General features: G+C 53.6%; 21 protein-coding genes. 10 read left to right on the forward strand and 11 right to left on the reverse strand.

Translation table 11 applies throughout. From position 1 onward, the window contains the following. Nucleotides 1–48 precede the first annotated feature (48 nt). Both dapB and J7395_RS04830 read right to left on the reverse strand, forming a co-directional pair. Nucleotides 49–849 carry a 4-hydroxy-tetrahydrodipicolinate reductase gene (dapB, locus tag J7395_RS04825; protein ID WP_209220698.1) on the reverse strand — a complete coding sequence of 267 codons (801 nt, stop codon included), beginning with the start codon at nucleotides 847–849 and terminating at the stop codon, nucleotides 49–51. Nucleotides 850–953: 104 nt separating this feature from the next. Beyond that, nucleotides 954–1,838, reverse strand: a complete 885-nt coding sequence (locus tag J7395_RS04830; protein WP_209220699.1) for an aldo/keto reductase family oxidoreductase — start codon at nucleotides 1,836–1,838, stop codon at nucleotides 954–956. 108 nt (nucleotides 1,839–1,946) lie between these two features. On the opposite strand from J7395_RS04830, the gene J7395_RS04835 reads away from it, so the two are divergent. Further along, on the forward strand, nucleotides 1,947–2,885 hold the full coding sequence (locus J7395_RS04835) for a LysR family transcriptional regulator (protein ID WP_209220700.1): 939 nt from the start codon (nucleotides 1,947–1,949) through the stop codon (nucleotides 2,883–2,885). 55 nt (nucleotides 2,886–2,940) lie between these two features. Here J7395_RS04835 and dnaJ read toward each other — a convergent pair whose 3' ends face one another. The 3 genes from dnaJ to J7395_RS04850 all read right to left on the reverse strand — a co-directional run bounded on the left by dnaJ (nucleotide 2,941) and on the right by J7395_RS04850 (nucleotide 6,978). After that, nucleotides 2,941–4,086 carry a molecular chaperone DnaJ gene (gene dnaJ, locus J7395_RS04840; RefSeq protein WP_007088588.1) on the reverse strand — a complete coding sequence of 382 codons (1,146 nt, stop codon included), beginning with the start codon at nucleotides 4,084–4,086 and terminating at the stop codon, nucleotides 2,941–2,943. 104 nt (nucleotides 4,087–4,190) lie between these two features. After that, nucleotides 4,191–6,104 carry a molecular chaperone DnaK gene (gene dnaK, locus J7395_RS04845; protein WP_209220701.1) on the reverse strand — a complete coding sequence of 638 codons (1,914 nt, stop codon included), beginning with the start codon at nucleotides 6,102–6,104 and terminating at the stop codon, nucleotides 4,191–4,193. Between the two features lie 364 nt (nucleotides 6,105–6,468). After that, complete coding sequence (locus J7395_RS04850; RefSeq protein WP_209220702.1) at nucleotides 6,469–6,978, reverse strand: DUF2244 domain-containing protein; 510 nt, start codon at nucleotides 6,976–6,978, stop codon at nucleotides 6,469–6,471. A gap of 212 nt (nucleotides 6,979–7,190) precedes the next feature. Between J7395_RS04850 and nth the strand changes: the two genes are divergently transcribed. Continuing rightward, complete coding sequence (nth, locus tag J7395_RS04855; protein ID WP_209221020.1) at nucleotides 7,191–7,832, forward strand: endonuclease III; 642 nt, start codon at nucleotides 7,191–7,193, stop codon at nucleotides 7,830–7,832. Between the two features lie 46 nt (nucleotides 7,833–7,878). On the opposite strand, the gene J7395_RS04860 is transcribed toward nth, so the two are convergent. Next, on the reverse strand, nucleotides 7,879–9,324 hold the full coding sequence (locus J7395_RS04860; protein ID WP_209220703.1) for a penicillin-binding protein activator: 1,446 nt from the start codon (nucleotides 9,322–9,324) through the stop codon (nucleotides 7,879–7,881). 74 nt (nucleotides 9,325–9,398) lie between these two features. Between J7395_RS04860 and rsmI the strand changes: the two genes are divergently transcribed. Together rsmI and J7395_RS04870 are read left to right on the forward strand one after the other, a co-directional pair. Beyond that, nucleotides 9,399–10,250, forward strand: a complete 852-nt coding sequence (gene rsmI / locus J7395_RS04865; RefSeq protein ID WP_209220704.1) for a 16S rRNA (cytidine(1402)-2'-O)-methyltransferase — start codon at nucleotides 9,399–9,401, stop codon at nucleotides 10,248–10,250. A 2-nt stretch (nucleotides 10,251–10,252) separates the two neighbouring features. Further along, complete coding sequence (locus J7395_RS04870) at nucleotides 10,253–10,636, forward strand: YraN family protein (RefSeq protein ID WP_209220705.1); 384 nt, start codon at nucleotides 10,253–10,255, stop codon at nucleotides 10,634–10,636. A gap of 24 nt (nucleotides 10,637–10,660) precedes the next feature. Here J7395_RS04870 and J7395_RS04875 read toward each other — a convergent pair whose 3' ends face one another. Then, on the reverse strand, nucleotides 10,661–11,068 hold the full coding sequence (locus J7395_RS04875; protein WP_062950163.1) for a DUF2000 family protein: 408 nt from the start codon (nucleotides 11,066–11,068) through the stop codon (nucleotides 10,661–10,663). A gap of 47 nt (nucleotides 11,069–11,115) precedes the next feature. On the opposite strand from J7395_RS04875, the gene J7395_RS04880 reads away from it, so the two are divergent. The 6 genes from J7395_RS04880 (at nucleotide 11,116) to J7395_RS04905 (ending at nucleotide 19,305) form a co-directional block, all read left to right on the forward strand. Next, complete coding sequence (locus J7395_RS04880; protein ID WP_209220706.1) at nucleotides 11,116–11,979, forward strand: AraC family transcriptional regulator; 864 nt, start codon at nucleotides 11,116–11,118, stop codon at nucleotides 11,977–11,979. Between the two features lie 95 nt (nucleotides 11,980–12,074). Continuing rightward, nucleotides 12,075–12,731 (forward strand): BON domain-containing protein, encoded by a 657-nt coding sequence (locus J7395_RS04885; protein ID WP_209220707.1) that lies wholly within the window; start codon nucleotides 12,075–12,077, stop codon nucleotides 12,729–12,731. 158 nt (nucleotides 12,732–12,889) lie between these two features. Next, on the forward strand, nucleotides 12,890–13,747 hold the full coding sequence (locus J7395_RS04890) for a transglutaminase-like domain-containing protein (protein WP_247741960.1): 858 nt from the start codon (nucleotides 12,890–12,892) through the stop codon (nucleotides 13,745–13,747). Nucleotides 13,748–14,364: 617 nt separating this feature from the next. Then, nucleotides 14,365–15,354 (forward strand): adenosine kinase, encoded by a 990-nt coding sequence (locus tag J7395_RS04895; RefSeq protein WP_209220708.1) that lies wholly within the window; start codon nucleotides 14,365–14,367, stop codon nucleotides 15,352–15,354. Between the two features lie 424 nt (nucleotides 15,355–15,778). Then, on the forward strand, nucleotides 15,779–17,599 hold the full coding sequence (gene typA / locus J7395_RS04900; RefSeq protein ID WP_114123184.1) for a translational GTPase TypA: 1,821 nt from the start codon (nucleotides 15,779–15,781) through the stop codon (nucleotides 17,597–17,599). Between the two features lie 140 nt (nucleotides 17,600–17,739). Further along, nucleotides 17,740–19,305: an MFS transporter gene (locus tag J7395_RS04905; protein WP_209220709.1), complete on the forward strand. Its 1,566-nt coding sequence runs from the start codon at nucleotides 17,740–17,742 to the stop codon at nucleotides 19,303–19,305. A gap of 115 nt (nucleotides 19,306–19,420) precedes the next feature. On the opposite strand, the gene ptsN is transcribed toward J7395_RS04905, so the two are convergent. The 4 genes from ptsN to lptB all read right to left on the reverse strand — a co-directional run bounded on the left by ptsN (nucleotide 19,421) and on the right by lptB (nucleotide 23,131). Next, the gene (gene ptsN, locus J7395_RS04910) at nucleotides 19,421–19,885 is read right to left on the reverse strand and encodes a PTS IIA-like nitrogen regulatory protein PtsN (protein ID WP_062950151.1); all 465 of its coding nucleotides are present in this window, start codon (nucleotides 19,883–19,885) and stop codon (nucleotides 19,421–19,423) included. 41 nt (nucleotides 19,886–19,926) lie between these two features. Continuing rightward, nucleotides 19,927–20,526, reverse strand: a complete 600-nt coding sequence (gene raiA / locus J7395_RS04915) for a ribosome-associated translation inhibitor RaiA (RefSeq protein WP_062950150.1) — start codon at nucleotides 20,524–20,526, stop codon at nucleotides 19,927–19,929. Nucleotides 20,527–20,688: 162 nt separating this feature from the next. Then, entirely contained in the window at nucleotides 20,689–22,254 is a 1,566-nt protein-coding gene (gene rpoN / locus J7395_RS04920; RefSeq protein WP_209220710.1) for an RNA polymerase factor sigma-54, read from the reverse strand. A 49-nt stretch (nucleotides 22,255–22,303) separates the two neighbouring features. Then, complete coding sequence (gene lptB / locus J7395_RS04925) at nucleotides 22,304–23,131, reverse strand: LPS export ABC transporter ATP-binding protein (protein ID WP_097051825.1); 828 nt, start codon at nucleotides 23,129–23,131, stop codon at nucleotides 22,304–22,306. Nucleotides 23,132–23,140: the final 9 nt, after the last annotated feature.

Below are 23,140 nucleotides of genomic sequence, written 5' to 3' on the forward strand. Positions count from 1 at the left end.
GGCAGTGCTGCCGGGGCTTTTGCATAAAGTGACTGGATCAGAACTGGCTTAAAGACCCAGAACGTCGCGCATCGAATAAAGACCGGGCTTCTTGCCTTCGGCCCATTTCGCGGCACGTACCGCACCTTTGGCGAAAACCTCGCGTGATGATGCCTTGTGTGTAATTTCGATCCGCTCGCCCTCACAGGCAAAGACAACGGTGTGATCGCCCACAACATCACCACCACGCAACGTTGCAAAGCCGATGGTGCCGTTTTCACGTGCGCCGGTATGCCCGTCGCGCGACCGCACCGAAACCGCATCCAGATCAACCCCACGACCCTTTGCCGCCGCCTCACCAAGGCCAAGTGCCGTGCCTGATGGTGCATCAACTTTATGTTTATGATGCATTTCGACGATTTCGATATCAGCCGTATCCTTATCGAGGACCGCTGCAACCTTCTCGACCAATGCAAAGGCAAGGTTGACACCGACACTCATATTCGGTGCGAAAATGATGGTTGCTGTTTTGGCTGCGGCCTTAAGCTCCGCTTTTTGATCGTTTGAAAGCCCGGTCGTACCGATCACCAGGATTTTGCCGGTTTCAGCTGCCAGTTTCGCATGGTTCATGGTCGCAGCCGGTGCGGTGAAATCAATCACCGCATCAACAGCTTCAAACAATGCCTTGGGATCGTCACCGACCAGAACGCCACTTTCTTCCAGACCAGCAATCAGGGTGACGTCCTTGCCGACAAACGGGCTGTCTGGCAGATCGGTACCACCGCCAACCTCGCAGCCGTTGGTTTTGAACGTTTCATTGACCAGCATGCGCCCCATACGGCCGGCACATCCGACAATCCCGATTTTCATTTCCGGTCTCCTCCGGCAAGCAATTTCAAACGTGTCATTGCTTTAGCACATGCCGCCCTGCGATGAAATCATCGGAAATGTCCAAATGTCGGACAAATCAACAATCAACCTGTTGTAGCGGATTGCGCTGCAATCCCGTCAAGTTCGGCAACGGCGTCAACCGGAAGCTTAAGGCTGGCCGCCGCAAGGTTCTGCATCAAATGCTCGAACGATGACGTTCCCGGAATCAACAGGATATTGGCCGAACGCTGCAACAACCAGGCAAGGGCAACCTGCATCGGCGTTGCGTCAAGGCGCCTGGCAACCTGTGAAAGGGTTTCTGACTGCAATGGCGAAAAACCGCCAAGCGGGAAAAACGGCACATAGGGAATGCCATCAGCCGCAAGGCTATCGATCAATCCTTCATCATCGCGATGCGCCAGATTGTACTGATTCTGCACACAGACGATGTCACAAATCTTGCGCCCTTCCTCGATCTGGATCGGTGTCACATTCGACAATCCGATATGTCGGATCAATCCCTGCTGCTGCAATTTGGCCAAAACGCTAAGCTGTTCTTCAATTGAACCTTCCGCTGGTCCGTGCAGCCCGTGCATTGATCGAAAATTGACAACATCAATCACATCAATCCCCAGATTGCGAAGATTATCATGCACTGCGGATGTCAATTCAGCAGCCGACAGTGCCGGCAACCAAGACCCGTCATCTCCTCGCTTTGCACTGATCTTTGTCACGATCACAAGATCATCCTGATAAGGATGAAGGGCTTCACGAATCAGCTGGTTGGTAATGTGCGGGCCATAAAAGTCGCTGGTATCAATATGATTGACGCCCGCTTCGACCGCCTTGCGCAGCACCCTGATCGCACTGTCGCGATCTTTGGGTGGGCCAAAAACACCAGGCCCGGCTAACTGCATCGCGCCATAGCCCATACGTTTAACGCTTAGATCACCGATCTTAAAATTTCCGGCCTGCTCTATACTGGACATGGAAATCTCCTTTCATGTCAGACATCCGATCTCTGTCCCGAAGCTAGACCCTACTGTTTTGATCAACAATCCGGTACAATCAGAACAAGCTGTACGGAATTCAAAACAATGAAACTTGATCTGCCCAATATCACCGCATTCGTCACCGTCGCCCGAGCAGGCGGTTTCCGCGAAGGTGCCCGCATCAGTGGCGGCAGTGCATCACGTCTGAGCGATCAGGTCCGACGACTGGAGGCAGAGCTTGGCGTGAGGCTGTTCAATCGCAGTACGCGCAGTGTGGCCCTGACCGAGGCCGGTCAGGGTTTGTTAAACCGGCTTTCTCCTGCCCTTGATGAAATGGAACTGGCTCTTGATGTGGTGAACAGCTTCCGCAGCCGTCCAGCAGGGACTCTGAAACTGAACGTGCCTGTAAGTGCGGCACGCCTTGTTCTACCGCACTTTATTCCACCTTTTCTTGCTGCCTATCCCGATATCCGCGTCGAGGTCATTACCGAGGAAAACTTCGTCGATGTTCTGGCCGAAGGATGCGATGCCGGTATTCGTTATGACGAAAGTCTGGAACTGGACATGATCGCAATTCCGATTGGCCCGCGTACCCAGCGTTTTGCTGCCGCGGCGTCACCCGGATATCTGGAAAAACACGGTATGCCAGAACATCCCCGCGATCTTCTCGAACATGCCTGCCTGCGCGGACGCTTTGCAAGCGGGACCATGATCTCGTGGGAATTTGAGCGCGGTGATGAAACCATTGAACTAAACCCCGGCGGGCCGCTGCTTGTGCGCCCCGGCGGGGGAACTGACCTTGCGACTCACGCCGCCTGTATGGGCACGGGTATCGTTTACCTGTTTGAGGACTGGCTTCAGCCCTATTTTGATAGCGGTGCCCTCGTCCCGTTGCTTGCGGACTGGTGGCCGCGGTTTCCGGGTCCCAAACTGTATTATCCGGGGCGACGCCTTGTCCCCACACCGTTGCGGACCTTCATCGATTTCATCAAAAGTCGTCCGTGGCCAAACGATCAAGCCAAAGAGAAACCCCGCTCGAAATAACAGAGCGGGGTTAAAATATATTTCGTTCCGAAATCGGAACGATCTGGTGCAGCACCTAATCCGTCAGGTCTTTCCAGATTTCCTTCATCTTGGAAAAGAACCCTTCGCTTTCCGGGTTACTGCCTTCTTCGCGCGAAATCTCATCAAACTCTTTCAAAAGCTCTTTCTGCCGCTCGGTCAGTCTGACCGGGGTTTCGACGCTGATTTCAACGAACATGTCACCACGTGCCTGCGACCGCAGGATGGTCATGCCCTTGCCACGCAGACGCAACTGCTGTCCCGATTGCGTACCTTCCGGGATGTTGATCCGGGTGCGAGTTCCCTCAATTGTCGGCACCTCGATGGTCCCGCCAAGGGCTGCCTTGCTCATCGGGATTGGAATCCGGCAATACAGGTTCGCCCCATCACGCTGGAAGAAGCGATGATTCTGGATATCAAGGAAGATATACAAATCACCAGCCGGTGCGCCATTGGCACCCGCTTCACCCTCGCCCGCAAGACGGATACGCGTTCCATCCTCAACCCCGGCCGGGATCGTCACCGACAGGGTCTTTTCCTGTTCGACACGACCGACACCATGGCAGGATTTGCACGGATTCTTGATGATTTTGCCTTTGCCATGACAGCTCGGGCAGGTACGCTCGATCGTAAAGAAGCCCTGCTGCGCGCGGACCTTGCCATGACCATTACAGGTCGGACAGGTTACCGGCTGCGAACCGGCCTCGGCACCGCTGCCGTGGCATTCTTCGCAGGCAACCGACCCCGGAATGGTGATCTCGGCCTTTTTGCCTTCAAACGCTTCTTCAAGCGAGATGGCCATATTGTAACGAAGGTCGGCACCGCGCGACGATCCACCGCCACGACGGCCGCCCCCCATGGCCCCGAAAATCTCGTCGAAAACGTCGGCAAATCCGCCACCGCCGAAACCACCACCAAAGCCGCCACCGAAACCACCGGCTCCGCCCGGTCCGCCTTGCTCAAACGCAGCATGACCAAACCGGTCATAGGCAGCACGCTTTTCCTGATCCTTCAGGACTTCATAGGCTTCGTTGACTTGCTTGAATTTTACTTCGGCTTCGGTATCGCCCGGATTTTTATCCGGATGATACTTCATCGCCTGTTTACGATAGGCGCTTTTGAGCGCGGCTGCGTCGGCATCTTTGCCAACACCCAACAGCTCGTAATAATCTTCTTTCGCCATCTGTAACTCCGAAACACGGTCGGGCCGTTCCCGCAATTATCTGCGTCCGGAACGGCCCGATTTTTATTTACAGGGCGTCGTTCAAGACGACCTCTGCGGTCGCCTTACTTGTCTTTTTTGCTGTCATCGACTTCTTCAAAGTCGGCGTCAACAACACCGTCATCGGCCTGTGCAGATGCGCCGTCAGTTTCACCTTCGCCACCGTCTTCGGCCTGCTGTGCCTGATACATGGCTTCGCCAAGTTTCATCGCAGCCTGCTGAAGTTCATTGACCTTCGCGGTGATCGCTTCCGGATCTTCGCCGTCCTTGGCTTCTTTAAGCGCCGACAGAGCATCTTCGATCATTGATTTCGCACCGGCATCAACCTTGTCACCGTGTTCGGCAAGGTTTTTCTCGGTCGAATGGATAACGGCTTCTGCCTGGTTACGGGCTTCGACAAGCGCTTTACGCTTTTTATCGGATTCCGCGTTGGCTTCGGCGTCCTTGACCATTTTTTCGATTTCGTCATCGCCAAGACCACCAGATGCCTGAATGCGGATCTGCTGTTCCTTGTTGGTCGCCTTGTCTTTGGCAGACACGTTGACGATACCGTTGGCATCAATGTCGAAAGTCACCTCGATCTGCGGGACACCGCGCGGTGCCGGCGGGATACCGACCAGATCGAACTGGCCAAGCATCTTGTTGTCAGCAGCCATTTCGCGTTCACCCTGGAAGACACGGATGGTAACAGCCGTCTGGTTGTCTTCCGCGGTCGAGAAAGTCTGCGACTTGCGGGTCGGGATCGTGGTGTTGCGGTCGATCAGTCGGGTGAATACGCCACCAAGGGTTTCAATACCCAGCGACAGCGGAGTCACGTCAAGCAGAAGAACGTCTTTGACATCACCCTGCAGGACACCGCCCTGAATGGCGGCACCAAGTGCAACCACTTCATCCGGGTTCACACCCTTGTGCGGATCACGGCCAAAGAATTCCTTCACGCGTTCCTGAACCTTCGGCATACGGGTCATGCCGCCAACCAGGATCACGTCATCGATTTCACCTGCGGTGATACCGGCGTCTTTCAGGGCCGCTTTGCACGGGGTCATCGTGCGTTCGATCAGGTCACCAACAAGGCTTTCAAGTTTCGCACGCGACAGCTTGATATTCAGGTGTTTCGGGCCTGATGCGTCAGCGGTGATAAACGGCAGGTTCACTTCGGTCTGCATCGACGAGGAAAGCTCGATCTTGGCTTTCTCTGCAGCTTCTTTCAGACGCTGCAGGGCCAGACGATCTTTACGCAGGTCGATCTGCTGTTCTTTTTTGAACTCGTCAGCAAGGTAATCGATGATGTTTTTATCGAAGTCTTCACCACCAAGGAAGGTATCGCCGTTGGTCGATTTAACTTCGAAGACACCGTCACCGATTTCAAGAACCGACACGTCAAAGGTACCGCCACCAAGGTCATAAACGACCACGGTGCCACCATCTTTCTTGTCCAGACCATAAGCCAGTGCGGCTGCGGTCGGCTCGTTGATGATGCGCTTGACTTCAAGACCGGCAATTTTACCGGCATCCTTGGTTGCCTGACGCTGGCTATCGTTGAAATATGCCGGAACGGTAATAACGGCTTCGGTTACCGGCTCACCCAGATGGGCTTCTGCGGTTTCTTTCATTTTCTGAAGCACCATGGCTGCGATCTGGCTCGGTGCCATTTTCTCGCCATTGACTTCAACCCATGCGTCGCCATTCTCGCCGGCGACAATTTTGTACGGGACAAGGTCTTTGTCTTTTTCGACTTCCGGGTCGCCGTAACGACGGCCGATCAGACGTTTAATCGCAAACAGGGTGTTTTCCGGGTTGGTCACAGCCTGACGTTTCGCAGGCTGACCGACAAGGCGCTCACCGTCATTGGTGAAAGCGACCATCGACGGCGTGGTACGGGCACCTTCGCTGTTCTCGATCACGCGGCCTTCTTTGCCGTCCATGACTGCGACGCAGGAGTTGGTGGTGCCAAGGTCGATACCGATAATCTTGCCCATAGTAAGTTCCTCTTTTAGCGGCCGGTCCGTCCCGCAGCCTTCACGATCTAAGCGCTGCGCAGGACCTCCTGGGACCAATGGTTGTAATAGTCTCAAATTTCGTGGGGTAATTACCCCGCGCACCTATATATGAAAGTCATCAAAAACTCGCAAGCGGTGAAAACGGGGAATCTCGGGTGAATTTTACTCTGAAACGCGGAATCCGGTATCCGGAACCCGTTCCCGAAGCGATTTTACGGCCAAAATTGCATCTTTTCAGACTGTTTTCGCAATTAATTATGGGGGAATTCACCCAAAGCATATCGGGGATACCAAGACTGCAAAGCAGTCTGGAAATTGGGAAAAGCACCGCCGCGCCTTGATTTCAGGATAATCCCGCGGGCTGTAGGTCAGGTTGGCATCGTGCCTGACGCAGCAAACGATCAAGCTTCCCGGCCAGATCCGTCTTTTCCTCGGCCCCCAGAAACCCCGCGATCTCGAAACGCTTGCCGTGCGATCGCAAATAAAGTTCGCATTGGTCATCCTCACCCCGTTCCAGCACCACCTGAAGCCAATAGGGCTGAAAATCAAATTCCTGCCGCGCGCCCCGCGCAGAAATTCTGATGACACGCAAATTGCCCCGACGGAGTTCGATCCGCTCTTCTGCTCTTGCCGCGCGAAAGCTGAAATGAAAGGCCAACGCCAGCAAGATCACATCAATGCCCAGAAATCCGATTACCGGCCACGCACCAACAGCCCAGAAAATCAAACCGATTGATGTCGTGACGCATGCAAGTATCACGACAATATTGCGCGCTGCCCGCCTGCTTAACGAACGTGGCGGGCGCAGATCGATGCGAAATATCGGTTTTTCGGTTCTTGGTACGGCTGGCATCGTAATAGACCGGTTTGCAGCGTTTCCAATCCGTCAATTCTGGAACGCTTCCAGATCTGCCGCAATCAAAATTCGACCTTTGCAGAACGGCAGTTTATATATTCCGATGTCAGTAGATCAGACCGGCGATAGAGGAAGCCAAACTCTTAACACCCCGAAAATGACCGCAAAATGCGGCATCAACACAGAGATAAAGACCCATGTCCCGCCCGATGAGCAAAGCCGCCATAGAAGAATTTTTCCAGCGTCTTTCGGACGCCGACCCGGAACCGAGAGGGGAACTGGACTACACCAATCCCTATACGCTTCTGGTGGCAGTCGCCCTGTCGGCGCAGGCAACCGATGTTGGTGTCAACAAAGCCACCAAGAAGTTGTTCCAGATTGTCGAAACACCTCAGGACATGCTGGATCTTGGCGAAGAAGCTCTGATCGAACATATCAAAACCATCGGGCTCTATCGCGGCAAGGCCAAGAATGTAATGGCAGCGGCACGCATACTTGTTGAAAAGCATGGCGGGATTGTACCCAACGATCAGGATGCCCTTGAAGAACTGCCGGGTGTCGGTCGAAAAACCGCCAATGTTGTCCGCAACATTGCGTGGGGCGAACACACGATGGCTGTTGATACCCATATTTTCCGGCTCGGCAACCGGACGGGCATGGCAAACGGTAAAAACGTGCTTGCCGTCGAAAAGGGCCTTTTGAAAAAGGTCCCGTCACGCTTCATGACACATGCCCATCACTGGCTGATCCTGCATGGCCGTTATATCTGCAAGGCGCGTAAACCACGCTGTGCGGACTGCATCGTCAATGATTTGTGCAACTATAAAGACAAAACGCCCGCCGAAGCATAATCGGCGGGCATTCCATATCAATTAAAGCCTTTGCTATCCGGTCGGCTCAGAAGACCTGATCAAATGCGGCAGGTGCCGGTGCAACAACCTTGGCACCGTCAGGCTGGATCTGCATCACGGCATAACCGCGTTCCGAACGCCCTTGTGCTGTGAGACGGAAAATGCCATCCACCCCGACAAAGCCATTGGGGTTGGTAACGGCATCGCGGGTCATGTCACCAGAATCGCGCGATAATACTGCGGCCAAGGCTGCGCTGTCATAGGCAAGGCTTGAAATGCGCGGCGGCTGTTCACCAAATGTCCGCTCGAAACGGTCTGAGAACAGTTTCCAGTTTTCCGGATCCGGTGCAGCAAAGATACCGCCCTTAAGTGCCGGCTCCGAAAAAAGCCCCGGATCGTTCCAACCGAATGTTCCGATGAACTGTACTTCGGAACTATCGATATCGAAATACGCCAGAAGGGCAGAGACCTGCCTTAACTCTCCGCCGGTCGCCGGAAGGATCAACGCATCGAAGTCAAGTTCGCCCAGTGTGTCGATACCTTCGAGCCGCTTCAATGCGCGCTGGGACGCTGCCGAACCATCTGCCTGCAATTCGCGCTTGCGTGCCCGCAAGTTTGCACGGCGTGCATCGTAATTGGCAAAATCGCGGATCGTCTGTTCCAGATTCTCGGAACCCGGTGCATAGAACGCGACCCGGCCTAGGCTGCCCCCGACCCGCGAAACAATCCCCTGAAGGGCACCTGCGATCTGTCTGCCATAATCGTTTTGCGGCAACAAAGCCGCAAAACGATATTTGCCTTGCGTGGTTGCATACCCGGAAGCACGTGCGATCTGATCTTCGGGGACGAATCCGTTAACCCATACACCGCTTTCGGCAACCCGCTGATTGTTTGAAAACGCAATCACGGGAACACCAGCAGCTTTTGCGATTTCACTAGCACCACTAACCGATTCGGCAAAGAGCGGCCCAAGGATCATTTTCGCACCGGCATTGATCGCCTGATGGGCTGCGGCCTGTCCGCCCTGATACGTTCCTGCCGTATCAATCGGCATCAGGACGAAATCGTCACCGGCAATGTCAAACATCGCCAGTTCTGCCGCATGGCGCATGGCGCGCCCCAGTTCCTCGTTGGGACCTGATAATGGCAGCAAAAGCGCGACGCGCTTTTCATTCAATGCCGCCTCGTCGTTATAAAGTGTCAGTATTTCCTGACCCTCTCCCTCAGGCAAGGCAGCATCGCCCGGCCAAGGGTTTGCGTCCGTCAGAAGCCCTTGATCAGGGGCCCTGGTCGGGTCGTTTGCAGGGTTATTCGCCGTTTCTACAGGCGCCCCATCCCGTTGCATGCCCAACAGGTCCGTGATACTCGTGGTGCCACTGCATGCCGCAAGCCCCAGCGAAAGGACCACCACAGATGCCGTCCGGCGCGCGACCCGGCACCATGCCGAATTCCCGTCCAGATTCTGCAACGGATGACGTTTCGGAAAACCCACTCTCACCTCCCGATAGCTCGTTTCGCACGCAGGGTAATGCGCGCGACGGATCAAGTAAACCGGATGAACGACTCTTGCCACTTTCATCAGGTCTTTATCTTGTCGCTACTCCAATCGGTAATTTGGGCGATATTACGTTTCGTGCACTCGATATCCTTAAACGTGCCGATATTATCCTGTGCGAAGACACCAGAACGTCTGGCAAATTACTGTCGCGATATGGCGTAAAAACCAAGCGGATCGCCTATCACGAACATAATGCAGCCAAAATGCGCCCCGAAATCATGGACCGCCTTGGCAAGGGACAGGCGCTTGCCCTGATTTCCGATGCAGGAACGCCACTGATCAACGATCCCGGCTACAAGCTGGTCCGTGATTGCAAGGCAGAAGGCTTCAATGTCACTGCTGCCCCCGGCGCCTCGTCACCGATTGTGGCTCTTATTTTATCGGGACTTCCCAGTGACCACTTCTTTTATGCTGGCTTCCTACCCCCCAAGACATCGGCACGCAAAAAGGAACTGGCACGATTTTCAAGCATCCCCGGAAGTCTGATCTTTCTTGAGAGTCCCAAACGACTGGCAAGCAGTCTTGCCGATATGGCTGAAATGCTGGGCGAAACGCGCGAAGCAGCCGTCACCCGCGAACTGACAAAAATGTTTGAGGAAGTTCGAACCGGAACACTTGGCAATCTGGCTGCTCATTACGCTGCCGAGGGTGCACCCAAGGGTGAAATCGTTGTGATCATCGGCCCGCAGAACGAACGGGATGCCGAACCCGATGCTGACGACATTGATGCACGTCTGGTCGAACTGTTGAAAACCTTGCGAACAAAAGAAGCTGCCGAACAGGTTGCCAAAGAGACCGGCTTGAAAAAGCGTGACCTTTATAATCGTGCGCTTGAGCTTTCCAAACCATCCGGAGCATAGCGATGAAATCCGGTCGGACTGCCCACAACGCAGAAATATATGAACGACGCAAGGCCGAAAGAGCCGGAAGACGCGCAGAATGGGTATGTACCTTGTGGCTCAGACTATGCGGTTACCGCATTCTTGCAACCCGGTTTCGCTGCCCGGTCGGGGAGATCGATATTATCGCCCAAAAGGGCAATCTGATCGCCGCTGTCGAGGTTAAAAATCGCCGCAACATTGACGATGCACTGAATGCATTGCGCCCCAAGCAGCAACAGCGCATCGCCCGTGCGCTTTCAACTTTCGCCACACGAATCGACCATCATGGCGATTTGCGTTTTGACATCATTGCAATCAGCAACGGGTGGCGTCTCAAGCACCTCAAAAATGTGTGGATGTTGTAGGGGGGGGGAATGGCATATCGGTCGTCAGGGATGCATTTTTGCACCCTTGATGATTTTATCCGCCACCCGTTTTTCCGCCCGCAGAGCAATTCCCACAACCTTTGCATCATCAGGCGAAAACTGGCCAAAAACTTCCCGATTGGCGGCGTCGTGCCCGGTGGAAAACATTTCCTCTACATAAAGCGATGTGGTCACGCCGCGTTCCAGTGCGCGACGATGAACCTTTGCGATTGTATCCTGATCCGCTGTCAAAACGATGGCTGGCTGTCGGGACAAAGGATTATAAATATTCTTGTCGCGATCAATATAGGGTTCCCCGATAATATCGGGGTGCTGGGCAACGATGCCGCTCATCAAAAAGGCCGTGACATTCAGCAATTGCCAATTTTTCAGATCGTTGCGAAGAACAATGGCGACTTTGGTATCAAACATTTGTGCATCCGTTGATTTTGAAGAACCGGGGTTTTCGGAAAACCGTCATGCAAAATGCTGTAGACCAAACCGTATCGGACGGTCTTGAACGTTTGTGCAAATCGCGCGAACGCTTCCTTTCTGCAGCCCCGCTTCCGGGAATTGAACGGATGGAAGCCCTTTTCTTTGGCAATATGTTTGCGCCACACCGGCACGATACCTATGCATTGGGTATAACCATGCAGGGCGTTCAAACTTTCAACTATCGTGGTTCTTTCCGTGCCAGCCAGCCGGGCAACGTGATTGTCCTGCATCCCGACGAACTTCATGACGGGGGCGCAGGAACCGATGACGGCTTGCGTTACCGGATGCTTTATCTTGAACCATCATTGCTCCGTCAGGGACTTGGCGCCGAGACGGCTTCGCTGCCTTTTGTTTCAGATCCGGTGATTGCCGACCCGGAACTGGCTTCTACTCTGGCCTCAGTGCTGGCTCATCTTGATGAAGATGTCGATCCGCTGCTGATAGATCAATTTGTCTCTGACATTGCCTCCGGTCTCGCGCGTCATGCCAAAGGGCCAGTCAAGCCTGTGGGTCTTCTGGCGCTGGACCGTATGGAACGGGCCAGACAATATCTCGAAGATAATTTTGATCGAGCCGTGCAATCAGATGAGCTTGAAGAGGTCACCGGGCTTGATCGATATCGCCTGATCCGCCAATTCCGCGCCTGTTTTGCAACAACACCGTATCGGTATCTGATGATGCGTCGCCTGCAAAAAGCGCGCTCGCTGATTACCCTTCGCCATCCGTTGGTAGATATCGCGGGTGAAACGGGGTTTGCCGATCAAAGCCACCTTAACCGACATTTCAAACGTGCCTTTGGTGTCACACCCGGTCGCTGGGCGAAACTCACATGCGAAAAAAGTCATTAATCGTCCAAACCCCGCTTTGAATTTAAAACTCCTTAACCGGCTACCCTCATATTGGCAGTTGAGACGACGGGGGAAGCGGGGCGAGAAACCGATTAATGACATCACTGTCACGCATATTGCGACGGTCAAAAGACCGTGTTGTTAAAGTCAGACATTATATCGCGCAAGCCGGACCGGCTCTGGTAATCGTTGCCATTTTGCCGCTTGCCGGATGCACATCACTTGCGATTGGTGCTGGCGCAACCGCCGGTGTGGCGGCCATGCAGGAACGAGGGTTTGGCGGGGCAGTCAGTGATACCGCCATCACTGCCGAAATCTGGCAAAAGTTTCTCGCAGAAGATGAAAACCTGTTTCGCCGGATCGAAATCGAAGTGGTCGAAGGTGAGGTGTTGCTGGCAGGTACAGTTGACAACACCGAGAGCGAATTGAAAGCCGTCGAACTGGCTTGGCAAGCCAACGGAGTAAAACGGGTCATCAATGAGATCACTGTTGGGCAAGGCAACAGTCTGATGGACAATGCCAGCGATCTTCTGATCACGACCCGCATCAAAACCGCCCTGATGTTTGACACAGACGTCTATGCGATTAACTACAGTATCGAAACCATCAATGGTACTGTCCACATTATGGGCATTGCGCAAAGCGAACATGAACGTAACCTTGTCATCGCCCATGCGCGCGGTACCAGTTATGTCAGGCGCGTCGTCAGCCATGTGCGGCTGAAAGACGACCCGCAACGCCAGAGGACCTGAGTATTATTATCGATCGGGAAAAGGACATTATTGCGAACGATCGCCAATGGCTTACCGATTACGGTAACGGCCACTATCCCGATGCAACCGCAGCCGAAGCTGCCCTGCGCTTTGCCCGGCTAAATGATCCTGATCGCGACATTTCGGCCTATCTTGATTTGCTTGATAGGATTTCTGACGATGTCCGTGACCGAATCACCGCCCTATCTGAAAAAGCCGGTGCGGATGATCAAAGCCATCCATCAGTCGATATTATCGTGCAGGCATTGCAGGACATTATTCCCGGCACTTATCAGTTTCAGGGTGACGCGGAAAATTATGACGATATCGCCAATGCCGATCTGATGGCGGTCATTGATCGCAAACGTGGTTTGCCGGTTGCACTCGCCCTGCTTTACATACATGCGGCAAAGCGCTGCCAGATCGAGATTACCGGTATTGATTTTCCCGGTCACTTTCTTCTTCGCCTGCAATCTGGCGGTGCCCGGAAAATGATTGATCCGTTCCACTGCGGTATTACGCTGGGATCGGCTGAACTGCGCGAACTACTCAAAGCATTTAAGGGGCTGGATGCGGAATTGCAACCCGGCCATTACCGCGAAGCATCCGACATCGCAATATTGTTACGACTTCAAAACAACATAAAAGTTCGGGCGCTTCGGCAGGGCGAATTGGCCTTGGCGGCACGTGTTATCGACAGCAGCCTACTGATCGCACCCGACCATGACGGGCTTTGGCATCAGCTCGGTGCGCTTTATGCCCGGCTGCATGAAGATGAAAAAGCACTCCATGCCTTCACACAGTTCGTTGGGCTGTGCAAAGACCCGATGCATCGGGCGCGGATCAGTGCCGTTATCGAAGAATTGCGTGATCGTCTCGGCCATGGAACTTCAACCCAAAAAAACGATAGCCGGAACACGACGAATTCGGATGCACTGGTGCAACTGTACCCGGTTCGCCCGCAAAATGCGGACCACAAATATCCGTCAGACACCCCCGACCCCAGCCAGCCATAAGGCCCGATTTCACTTCTGAGATCATCTGAGGCTTACAGCGTTTCAAACATGCAAAACCTAGATATACGATTAGTCACAAAATCTTATATTGTGGATAATAGATATATTTAGACACTCCTATATGAATACATAACAGTCTGCTTGAAGTTCTGACGAACTTGGGACTGCAGAAATCGTGAAATTAAGCCCATTCAAACAATCCTGAATATAGATTTTCACCTTAATTTTGCACCTATAGACCTTTTCGCCTGCTTCATTCATCGAAACGAAGCCATCGCGTGTCCGGACAACCCAAAATCCCGGTTTTCTGCGCGTTACGGAATCGCACTCCCAATTCGGGCCAATTGATTTTTCAAAACTTGAAACAATTCCGATTGGCAAAGATCAAAATTCTGTCCCATGACAACGAGAAAAACTACGAACGCAGTTTTTCTCGTTCTTAACGCAGGGTTAAAAAACCGGACACGAAACGGTCGCGATGCTTGCACCGGAATTTTCATTCTCTATACTCCGGCCAAACCATTTGGCCGGATATGGTATTGATCGCATGGCACTTTGATGGGCCTGCACTGTACCGGACTGCCCTCTATTCGAAAAAGCGCAGGAAATTCAAGTTCATGAGTGACACCAAATTCGACGTCGTCGGGATCGGCAATGCCATTGTCGACGTCCTTGCCCATTGCAAGGAAGAAGACCTTGGCCGTTTGAACCTCGTAAAGAACGCCATGACCCTGATCGATGCCGAAACTGCAGACAGCCTTTACGCCCAGATGGGCCCGGGCCTTGAAATGTCAGGCGGATCTGCGGGCAATACCATGGCAGGCATTGCTGCTCTTGGCGGCAAAGGTGCCTATATTGGTAAAGTACGTAACGATCAGCTTGGCGAGGTTTTCAGCCACGATATCCGCGCTATGGGGGTTTCCTTCAACTCGACCCCGGCCACATCCGGCTCACCGACGGCACGCTGCCTGATCTTCGTTACGCCGGACGGGCACCGCACCATGAACACCTTCCTCGGCGCATGCACGGAACTTGGTCCGGATGATATCGATGCCGAACTGATCGCATCGGCCAAGATTACCTATATGGAAGGTTATCTTTGGGATCGTCCGGAAGCCAAGGAAGCCTTTATCAAAGCAGCCAAGATTGCCCATGAAGCTGGCCGTCAGGTTTCAATCAGCCTGTCTGATTCCTTCTGCGTTGATCGCCATCGCGATTCATTCCGCGACCTGGTTCACAATCATATCGACGTGCTGTTTGCCAACGAAGACGAGATCAAATCGCTTTATGAAGTCGATACCTTTGAAGAGGCTCTTGCTGAAGTTCGCACCCATTGCAAGGTCGCAGCCCTGACCCGCAGCGAAAAGGGTTCCGTCATCGTCTCGGGTAACGAAGTCATCGAAGTCCATGCCGAACCGGTTGCCCATGTCGTCGATACCACTGGCGCAGGTGACCTTTTTGCATCGGGTTTCCTCTATGGCTACACCCGCGGTGATGATCTCGCGACCTGTGGTCGCCTTGGTTCGATCTCCGCAGCCGAGGTAATTTCACACATGGGGGCACGCCCGGATGCGGACCTTAAGGAACTGGTCGCAAAGACTCTTTGATCATTGATCAGTCGGGCACGATAAAATTCACGGGACGGCAACATTTGATTGCTGTCCCGTTTTTTCTGCATCAATTGCCGGTATTCTGCGGTTTTGCAATGCACACAAAGATTGACTTTCTCCAGTTAATGGCGCAAGAACCCGGCATTGCATAAAAATCAACCCCGCATGTCATGCACGAGGCTGGTCTTTCGCCTCGACATTGGCTATGACAGGGCGGCTTTCGAGCCAGGCTGCAATTTGTCTTTTGGGCCAGTAAACATTCAGCATGTTCTGCACGACGCAAATTGCGCGGGTTTGACCTTGCCGACCGAACGACATCGGTCTTAGGCGGCTGAATATCTACTGGCCTTGAAACTTTTACTGACCGATGCGCAAGGGACGTATCCCGGCGCGCGGCATTTTTATTCTGGAGTCCGCGCCAATGAACTTGCGCAATATCGCCATTATCGCACACGTCGACCATGGCAAAACCACCCTCGTCGACGCGATGTTCCGTCAGTCCGGTGTTTATCGCGACAACCAGCGCGTTGATGAACGCGCAATGGACAGCAACGATCTGGAACGCGAACGCGGCATTACCATCATGGCAAAGCCGACCGCAATTCAGTGGGGCGATACGCGTATCAATATCGTCGATACACCGGGCCACGCCGATTTCGGTGGTGAAGTCGAACGTATCCTGTCGATGGTTGACGGTGTTGTTCTGCTGGTTGATTCGGCTGAAGGTCCGATGCCGCAGACCAAATTCGTTCTTGGCAAGGCCCTTAAGCTCGGTCTGAAGCCAATCGTGATCATCAACAAGATCGACCGTCCGGACCAGCGCGCCGAAGAAGTTCTCGACGAGATTTTCGATCTGTTCGTTTCGCTTGAAGCCAACGACGAACAGCTTGATTTCCCGGTTCTGTATGCATCCGGTCGTGATGGCTGGGCTGCAGAAGCACCGGAAGGCCCGAAAGAGAACCTGACGCCGCTGATGAACTTGGTTTTGAACTATGTTCCGGCACCGAAGGCAGAAGTTGATGCACCGTTCGCAATGATTGCAACCATGCTGCATGCTGACAACTTCCTTGGCCGTATCCTCACTGGTCGTGTCGCGCAGGGTCGTGCAAAACTGAACATGCCGGTCAAGGTTCTACGTGGTGATGGCACCGTCGAAACCGGTCGTCTTTCGAAACTGATGGGCTTCCGTGGCCTTGATCGTGTGCCGCAGGAAGAAGCTGTTGCCGGCGACATCATCGCGATTGCCGGCCTGACGGATGCCACCGTTGCTGACACCATCTGCTCGCCAGAAGTCACCAGCGCGATCGCAAGCCAACCGATTGATCCGCCGACCCTTGCGATGACCTTCTCGGTCAACAACTCGCCGCTTGCCGGTCAGGAGGGTGACAAGGTTACCTCGCGTATGATCCGTGCGCGTCTGGAACGTGAGGTCGAAGGCAACATCGCCATTCAGCTTTCCGAAACCGCCGACAAGGATGCCTTTGAGGTTGCCGGTCGTGGTGAACTTCAGCTTGGCGTTCTGATCGAAACCATGCGTCGCGAAGGTTATGAACTGTCGATCTCGCGTCCGCGCGTTCTGATCAAGGAAATCGACGGCGTCCTGTCCGAGCCGTTTGAAGAAGTCCAGGTCGACGTGGACGAAGAATTTGCCGGTGCCGTCGTTGAAAAGATGAGCCTGCGCAAAGCCGAAATGACCGACATGCGCTCAAGCGGTGGCGGCAAGACCCGTATCATGTTCCTCGCCCCGTCGCGTGGCCTGATCGGTTATCATGGTGAATTCCTGACCGATACCCGCGGTACCGGCGTGATGAACCGTGTGTTCCATTCCTACGGACCGGTCAAAGGCTCGATCGCTGGTCGTCGTAATGGCGTTCTGATCTCGAACGATCAGGGCGATGCGGTTGCCTATGCTCTTTGGGGTCTGGAAGATCGTGGTTCGATGTTCATCAATCCGGGCGAACGTGTCTATGAAGGCATGATCATTGGCGAACACAACCGTAACAACGACCTTGAAGTCAACATTCTCAAGGGCAAAAAACTGACCAACGTCCGCGCATCGGGCAAGGATGATGCCATCACCCTGACCCCGCCACGTCGTATGTCGCTTGAAGAAGCGCTGGCTTATATCCAGAACGACGAACTGGTCGAAGTTACCCCGCAAAGCATCCGTATTCGCAAGCTGCACCTTGATCCGAACGTTCGCAAACGCGAAAGCCGCAAATCGGAATCCGAAACCGTCTAATCCGGTTTCTATCCAGATTGAAAAGGCCGACCCGTCTGGGTCGGCCTTTTTTTTGCTCATATATGGCGCCAAGCGTTTCGGCATTCCTTAACCTGTTTTCCCTACCTTCAGGCAAGGTGGCACTTAGACTGGGGAAATCCATGCACAACACCGCTTTGCGCAGTTGGGGTGATTCATTTCGCACCTTTATCCATCCGCGCGTCATTACTATGCTGTTCATGGGCCTGTCAGCCGGGATTCCAATCCTGCTGATATTTTCCACCTTGTCGATCTGGTTGCGTGAGGCCGGGATAGAACGCTCGACCGTGACCTATTTCAGTTGGGCTGCCCTCGGATATTCTTTCAAATTTGTGTGGGCTCCATTGATCGACCGGCTGCCATTCCCGGTTTTGCATGGCTTGCTTGGTCGCCGAAGGAGTTGGTTGCTCGTTGCTCAAGGCGGCATCATCGGTGCAATCTTGTGGATGGGCTTTACAGATCCGGCCAACAACCTGACCACAATGGCTTTTGCCGCCGTTGCGCTCGGCTTTGCCTCTGCTACACAGGACATCGTGATCGACGCTTATCGTATCGAGGCCGCCGACCCTGACCTGCAAGCCATGATGAGTTCATCCTATATCGCTGGCTATCGCATCGGGATGATTGTTGCAGGTGCCGGTGCACTAACCATCGCCGGTCTGTTCGAGACCGAAGGCACATATGAGCCGCTGGCTTGGACGGTCGCCTATGGTTGTATGGCGCTGGCGATGGGGATCGGCGTGATCACCACGCTGCTGATTGGCGAACCGGTCGTTAACCGTATTGACAGCAAATATTTCCACAAAACATCGGATTATGGTCGTTTCCTTTTGATGTTTGCACTGACCGTAATCACCTTCATCATCGCCAATGTCTATGCAAGTGCCCCGACCAATGCATTGAAAACCAGCCTGACAGAAGGCGGCATAATCGGCGAACTTGCAGGTTTTATTGCAGGGACAGTTAAACTGGCAATTTCGATCACGGCGGCAATCATTGTCGCATGGCTTACAACCCGCGTCGGGGTTACACCAACCGGCATGGTGCAGGAAACATATATAGCTCCGGTCAAGGACTTCATTGATCGTTATGGCAAAGCTGCCATCGTCGTGCTGGCACTGATAGGTGTCTATCGCATAGCCGATATCGTTATGGGAGTTATGGCCAACGTTTTTTACACTGATCTTGGCTTTTCCAAGGAAGAAATTGCCGCGGTTTCCAAAACATTTGGTCTGTTGATGACCATAGCGGGCAGCTTCCTCGGTGGTATTTTATCAGTTCGTTATGGCGTAGTCCGCATCCTGTTTCTGGGTGCCTTCCTGTCGGCCGCTACCAATATCCTGTTTGCCATCATGGCTCATCTGGGGCCGAATACAGTAATGTTTTCTGCTGTTATTATGGCTGACAGTCTCTCGGGAGGTCTGGCAACGGCAGCCTTCATAGCCTACCTCTCAGGCCTGACCAATATTTCCTTTACCGCCATGCAATATGCGATCTTCAGCTCGATCATGACGCTCTTTCCCAAGATCCTTGCCGGATTCTCCGGCACTGTGGTCGATGCAGTCGGTTATAGCTGGTTCTTTATAGGCACAGCCTTGATCGGCGTTCCTGTGCTGTATCTGGTGGTTCTGGCCAGTCGCATGACTGCGCTCAATGCAGCGGAAAAACCGGAACCAAAGCCAAAATAGACCACAGGTGCCGTACGCCCTTTGTTCAGAAAAAGTAAAGCCGGGCACCGTTAAGACGGTGCCCGGCTTTTGATATCTTGCTATTTGCCGGACTTGCACCCGGTCAATTGCGCGTTCAGGCGGCCTGTTCGGCCTCATCCTGGGTCAGCAGTGCATAGATCGCATCGGCTGAACCAGCTCCGCGCAACTTGTCACACATGCCCTGATTACGCAGCAGACGGGAAATCCGCGCCAGTGCTTTCAGATGGTCGGCACCGGCTTCTTCCGGTGCTATCAACATGCAGAACAAATCGACAGGATGTTCATCAACGGCATCGAACTCGATCGGGTTCTGCGCGCGCGCAAAGATCATGTGTAACCGGTCGAGATCAGCCAGCTTGCCATGCGGAATCGCGACGCCACCACCTACGCCGGTGCTGCCAAGTTTCTCGCGATCAAGCAGAACGGAAAAAATTTCGCCTGCTTCACGCCCGGTGACTTCCGCTGCCTTTTCGGCAAGTTCCTCAAGGACAGCTTTTTTCGCGCCGGACCGCAAGGCCGGTATCACCCCCGAAGGGGAAAGTATCGATGATATGTCCATTTTTCGCGTTGCGTTGTTTGGCTCGGAAGAATCTGTATCCGTCACGCTGCACCAGCCTCCTTATCGGATGGGTCAAGCCACCCGATATTGCCGTCAGCACGACGATATACAACATTCAATCCGCCATGTTTGCCATTCCGGAACATAAGCGCCGGAATGTCCCCCAAGTCGAGCCGCATAACAGCCTCTCCGACAGAGAGCGTGTCAATGCGATCCGGTGTTTCAGCGACGATCACCGGCTCAAAGCCGTTGAGATGTTCGTCCTCTGAATGGTCTTCATCTTCCTGTGCGATCACATAATGTGTCGCATCAATTCTTGCCTGCTCATACTGATCACGGTTGGCATTGTGGTGATCACGCAATCGCCGCTTGTAACGTCGCAACTGTTTGGCGACGCGATCACAGGCAGAATCGAAAGCAGGATACACTTCATTCGCCGATGCCTTCGCCTGAACCAACATGCCTTTGCCGACATGGACCGATATCTGCGCAATATAGAGATGAGCCTGTTTGGTGATGGTCACCGTGGCTTCGATCGCGTGATCGAAATATTTCTCTACCGCAGGGTCCAACGTCTCGACGACGTGTTGACGGAGTGCGTTACCAACGTCGAGTTGCTTACCAATAACCGTAATTTGCATGGATCGCCTATCCCCAGTTGAGTGACTTCCCAGTACATATGGACCTTCAGTGCCCCTCAATCAGGAGGCCGCACCATATTCCCTCGTTAATGCCAAGTCAACATTTGGGTATTATTGGTTAATATACAACACCTTAGGGTATATTTTGCAGTGTTTGACCGGCTAGGAAACCCGCGACTTTTTTTCGCGCCGTCGCTGGACCGACGAGGGAATTCTCATCGCTTCGCGGTATTTTGCCACTGTTCGGCGGGCGATGTCGATCCCTTCCTTTTGAAGCAGCTCGACAAGTTTGTCATCGGACAAAATCTTTTTCGGATCTTCCCCATCTATCAATGACTTGATGCGATGCCGAACAGATTCAGAAGAATGCGCATCCCCCCCGTCCGCAGACGAAATTGCAGTGGTGAAAAAATATTTCAGTTCATAAATGCCACGCGGGGTCGCCATAAACTTGCCGTTGGTCACCCGTGATACCGTGCTTTCGTGCATCCCGATTGCTTCGGCGATATCGCGCAGGATCAGCGGACGCAGATGCGATACGCCGTGATTGAAGAATCCGTCCTGCTGGCGTACGATCTCACTTGCGACCTTCATGATCGTAGTTGCACGTTGATGCAGGGCCTTTACCAGCCAGTTCGCATTCTGGAGCTTCTCGCTCAGGAAGCTGCGTTCCTCTCGGTTCCGCACCCCCTGCCCAATCTGTACGGCGTAATCCTCATTCACCAGAACACGCGGCAATGCCTCGCTGTTTAGTTCCAGATGCCAGTCGCCATTTCCGGCCGCACGCATCAAAACATCCGGGATTACCGGCGTTGCCGGTTCCCCATCAGCTGTTCGCCCCGGACGCGGGTCAAGTGTACGGATTTCGGTAATCATATCCGCAAGATCGTCAGCATCGACCCCGCAAATCCGGCGCAGACGATCAAATTCACGCCGAGCCAGCAGATCCAGATTGGCAAGCAAAGCCGCCATTGCCGGATCGAACCGGTTACGTTCACGGAGTTGCAACTCAAGGCATTCTGCAAGATTACGGGCAAAAATGCCGACCGGCTCGAATCCCTGCATGGCTGCGAGCACACGCAACACATCCTTCATATCGCATTCAAGGGACTCGGCAACTTCTTCCAGTGGCCCTGCCACATAACCGCTTTCATCAAGCATATCGATCAGATAACTGCCGATCATGCGTGATACGGGATCGGCAAAGGCAATGTTGAGCTGATCATCAAGCAACTGTCTCAGGGTTGCTTGATCGGCCAGAGTCTGTTCAAGCCCTGGTAAATCTTCGCTACTGCCGCCACCTGTTCCACCGCTGTAAGGTGCCGAATAATCATGATTTCCGGCAACAGTGGAACCATCGGAGCTGATATCACCTTCGCCATTATAAAGGGCGTCCGGGGCACAATCGAGCGGACCGGAATCGCCGTCACTCATGGTTTCACTGGATGTCAGCCGGTCGGTACCGAAACGGTCCTCGCGATCCGAAAAATCATCGTTTGTACGGGAATCGATGCCCTGATCGCCGTTGCCAACCGCGCCATCGCCTTCTTCGGCAAAAGTCTGACCGGGATCAACACGTTCCAGAAGCGGGTTTTCCAGTAACTCGCTATCGATGAAATTGGAAAGCTCGATATTGTTAAATTGCAGCAGTTTGATCGCCTGCTGCAATTGAGGCGTCATAACAAGAGACTGGGACTGACGAAGATCAAGCCGCGCCTTCAGGGCCATTATGAACTACCCCGTGTCAATCCGAACCCCCCAAGAAGCAGGTGTTTCATCAAAGGCTGAAACGATCGCCCAGATAAACCCTTCTGACATCGTCATTCCTGACGATTTCATCGGGACCACCTTCCATCAAAACCCGACCGTCATGCAAGATATATGCCCGGTCAATGATGTCCAGAGTCTCGCGCACATTGTGGTCGGTAATCAAGACCCCAATGCCACGATCTTTCAGATGACGTACAAGATCGCGAATATCACCGACTGCAATCGGGTCAATCCCGGCCAGCGGTTCGTCCAACAGAACGAAATTCGGATGGGCTGCAAGGGCACGTGCGATTTCGCAACGGCGGCGTTCCCCGCCCGACAGGGCAAGGGCCGGAGTCCGGCGCAAATGCTCAATGGCAAATTCGGCCAGAAGATCTTCGAGATTCTGCTCGCGCTTGATCCGATCATCCTCGACAACCTCAAGCACGGCCATGATGTTTTGCTCGACAGTCATACCGCGGAAGATGGATGCTTCTTGGGGCAAATAACCGATTCCCATGCGGGCACGCTGATACATCGGCATCATGGTGATATCCCGCCCGTCCAGCGAAATATTACCCCGATCCGGGGAAATCAGGCCGGTAATGATGTAAAAACTGGTAGTCTTGCCTGCTCCATTCGGCCCCAAAAGACCAACCGCCTCACCACGCTGAACCGACATCGAGACATCTTTCAGCACCGGGCGCTTCTTGAAACTTTTGCCAAGATTGTGCGCAACCAGCCCCTTGTTGGCTGTTACCAGTCGCGGGCCGGTGCCGGAGGACGCATTACTGCCACTGCCAGCCTTGTTTGCATGTGTGCTGTCGGATTTTCCGCTTTTGCGCGACCAGAACAAATTCCCGAC

The sequence above is a fragment of the Thalassospira sp. A3_1 genome, from assembly GCF_017744215.1.
In the GTDB taxonomy this organism is placed as follows: Bacteria; Pseudomonadota; Alphaproteobacteria; order Rhodospirillales; family Thalassospiraceae; genus Thalassospira; species Thalassospira lucentensis_A.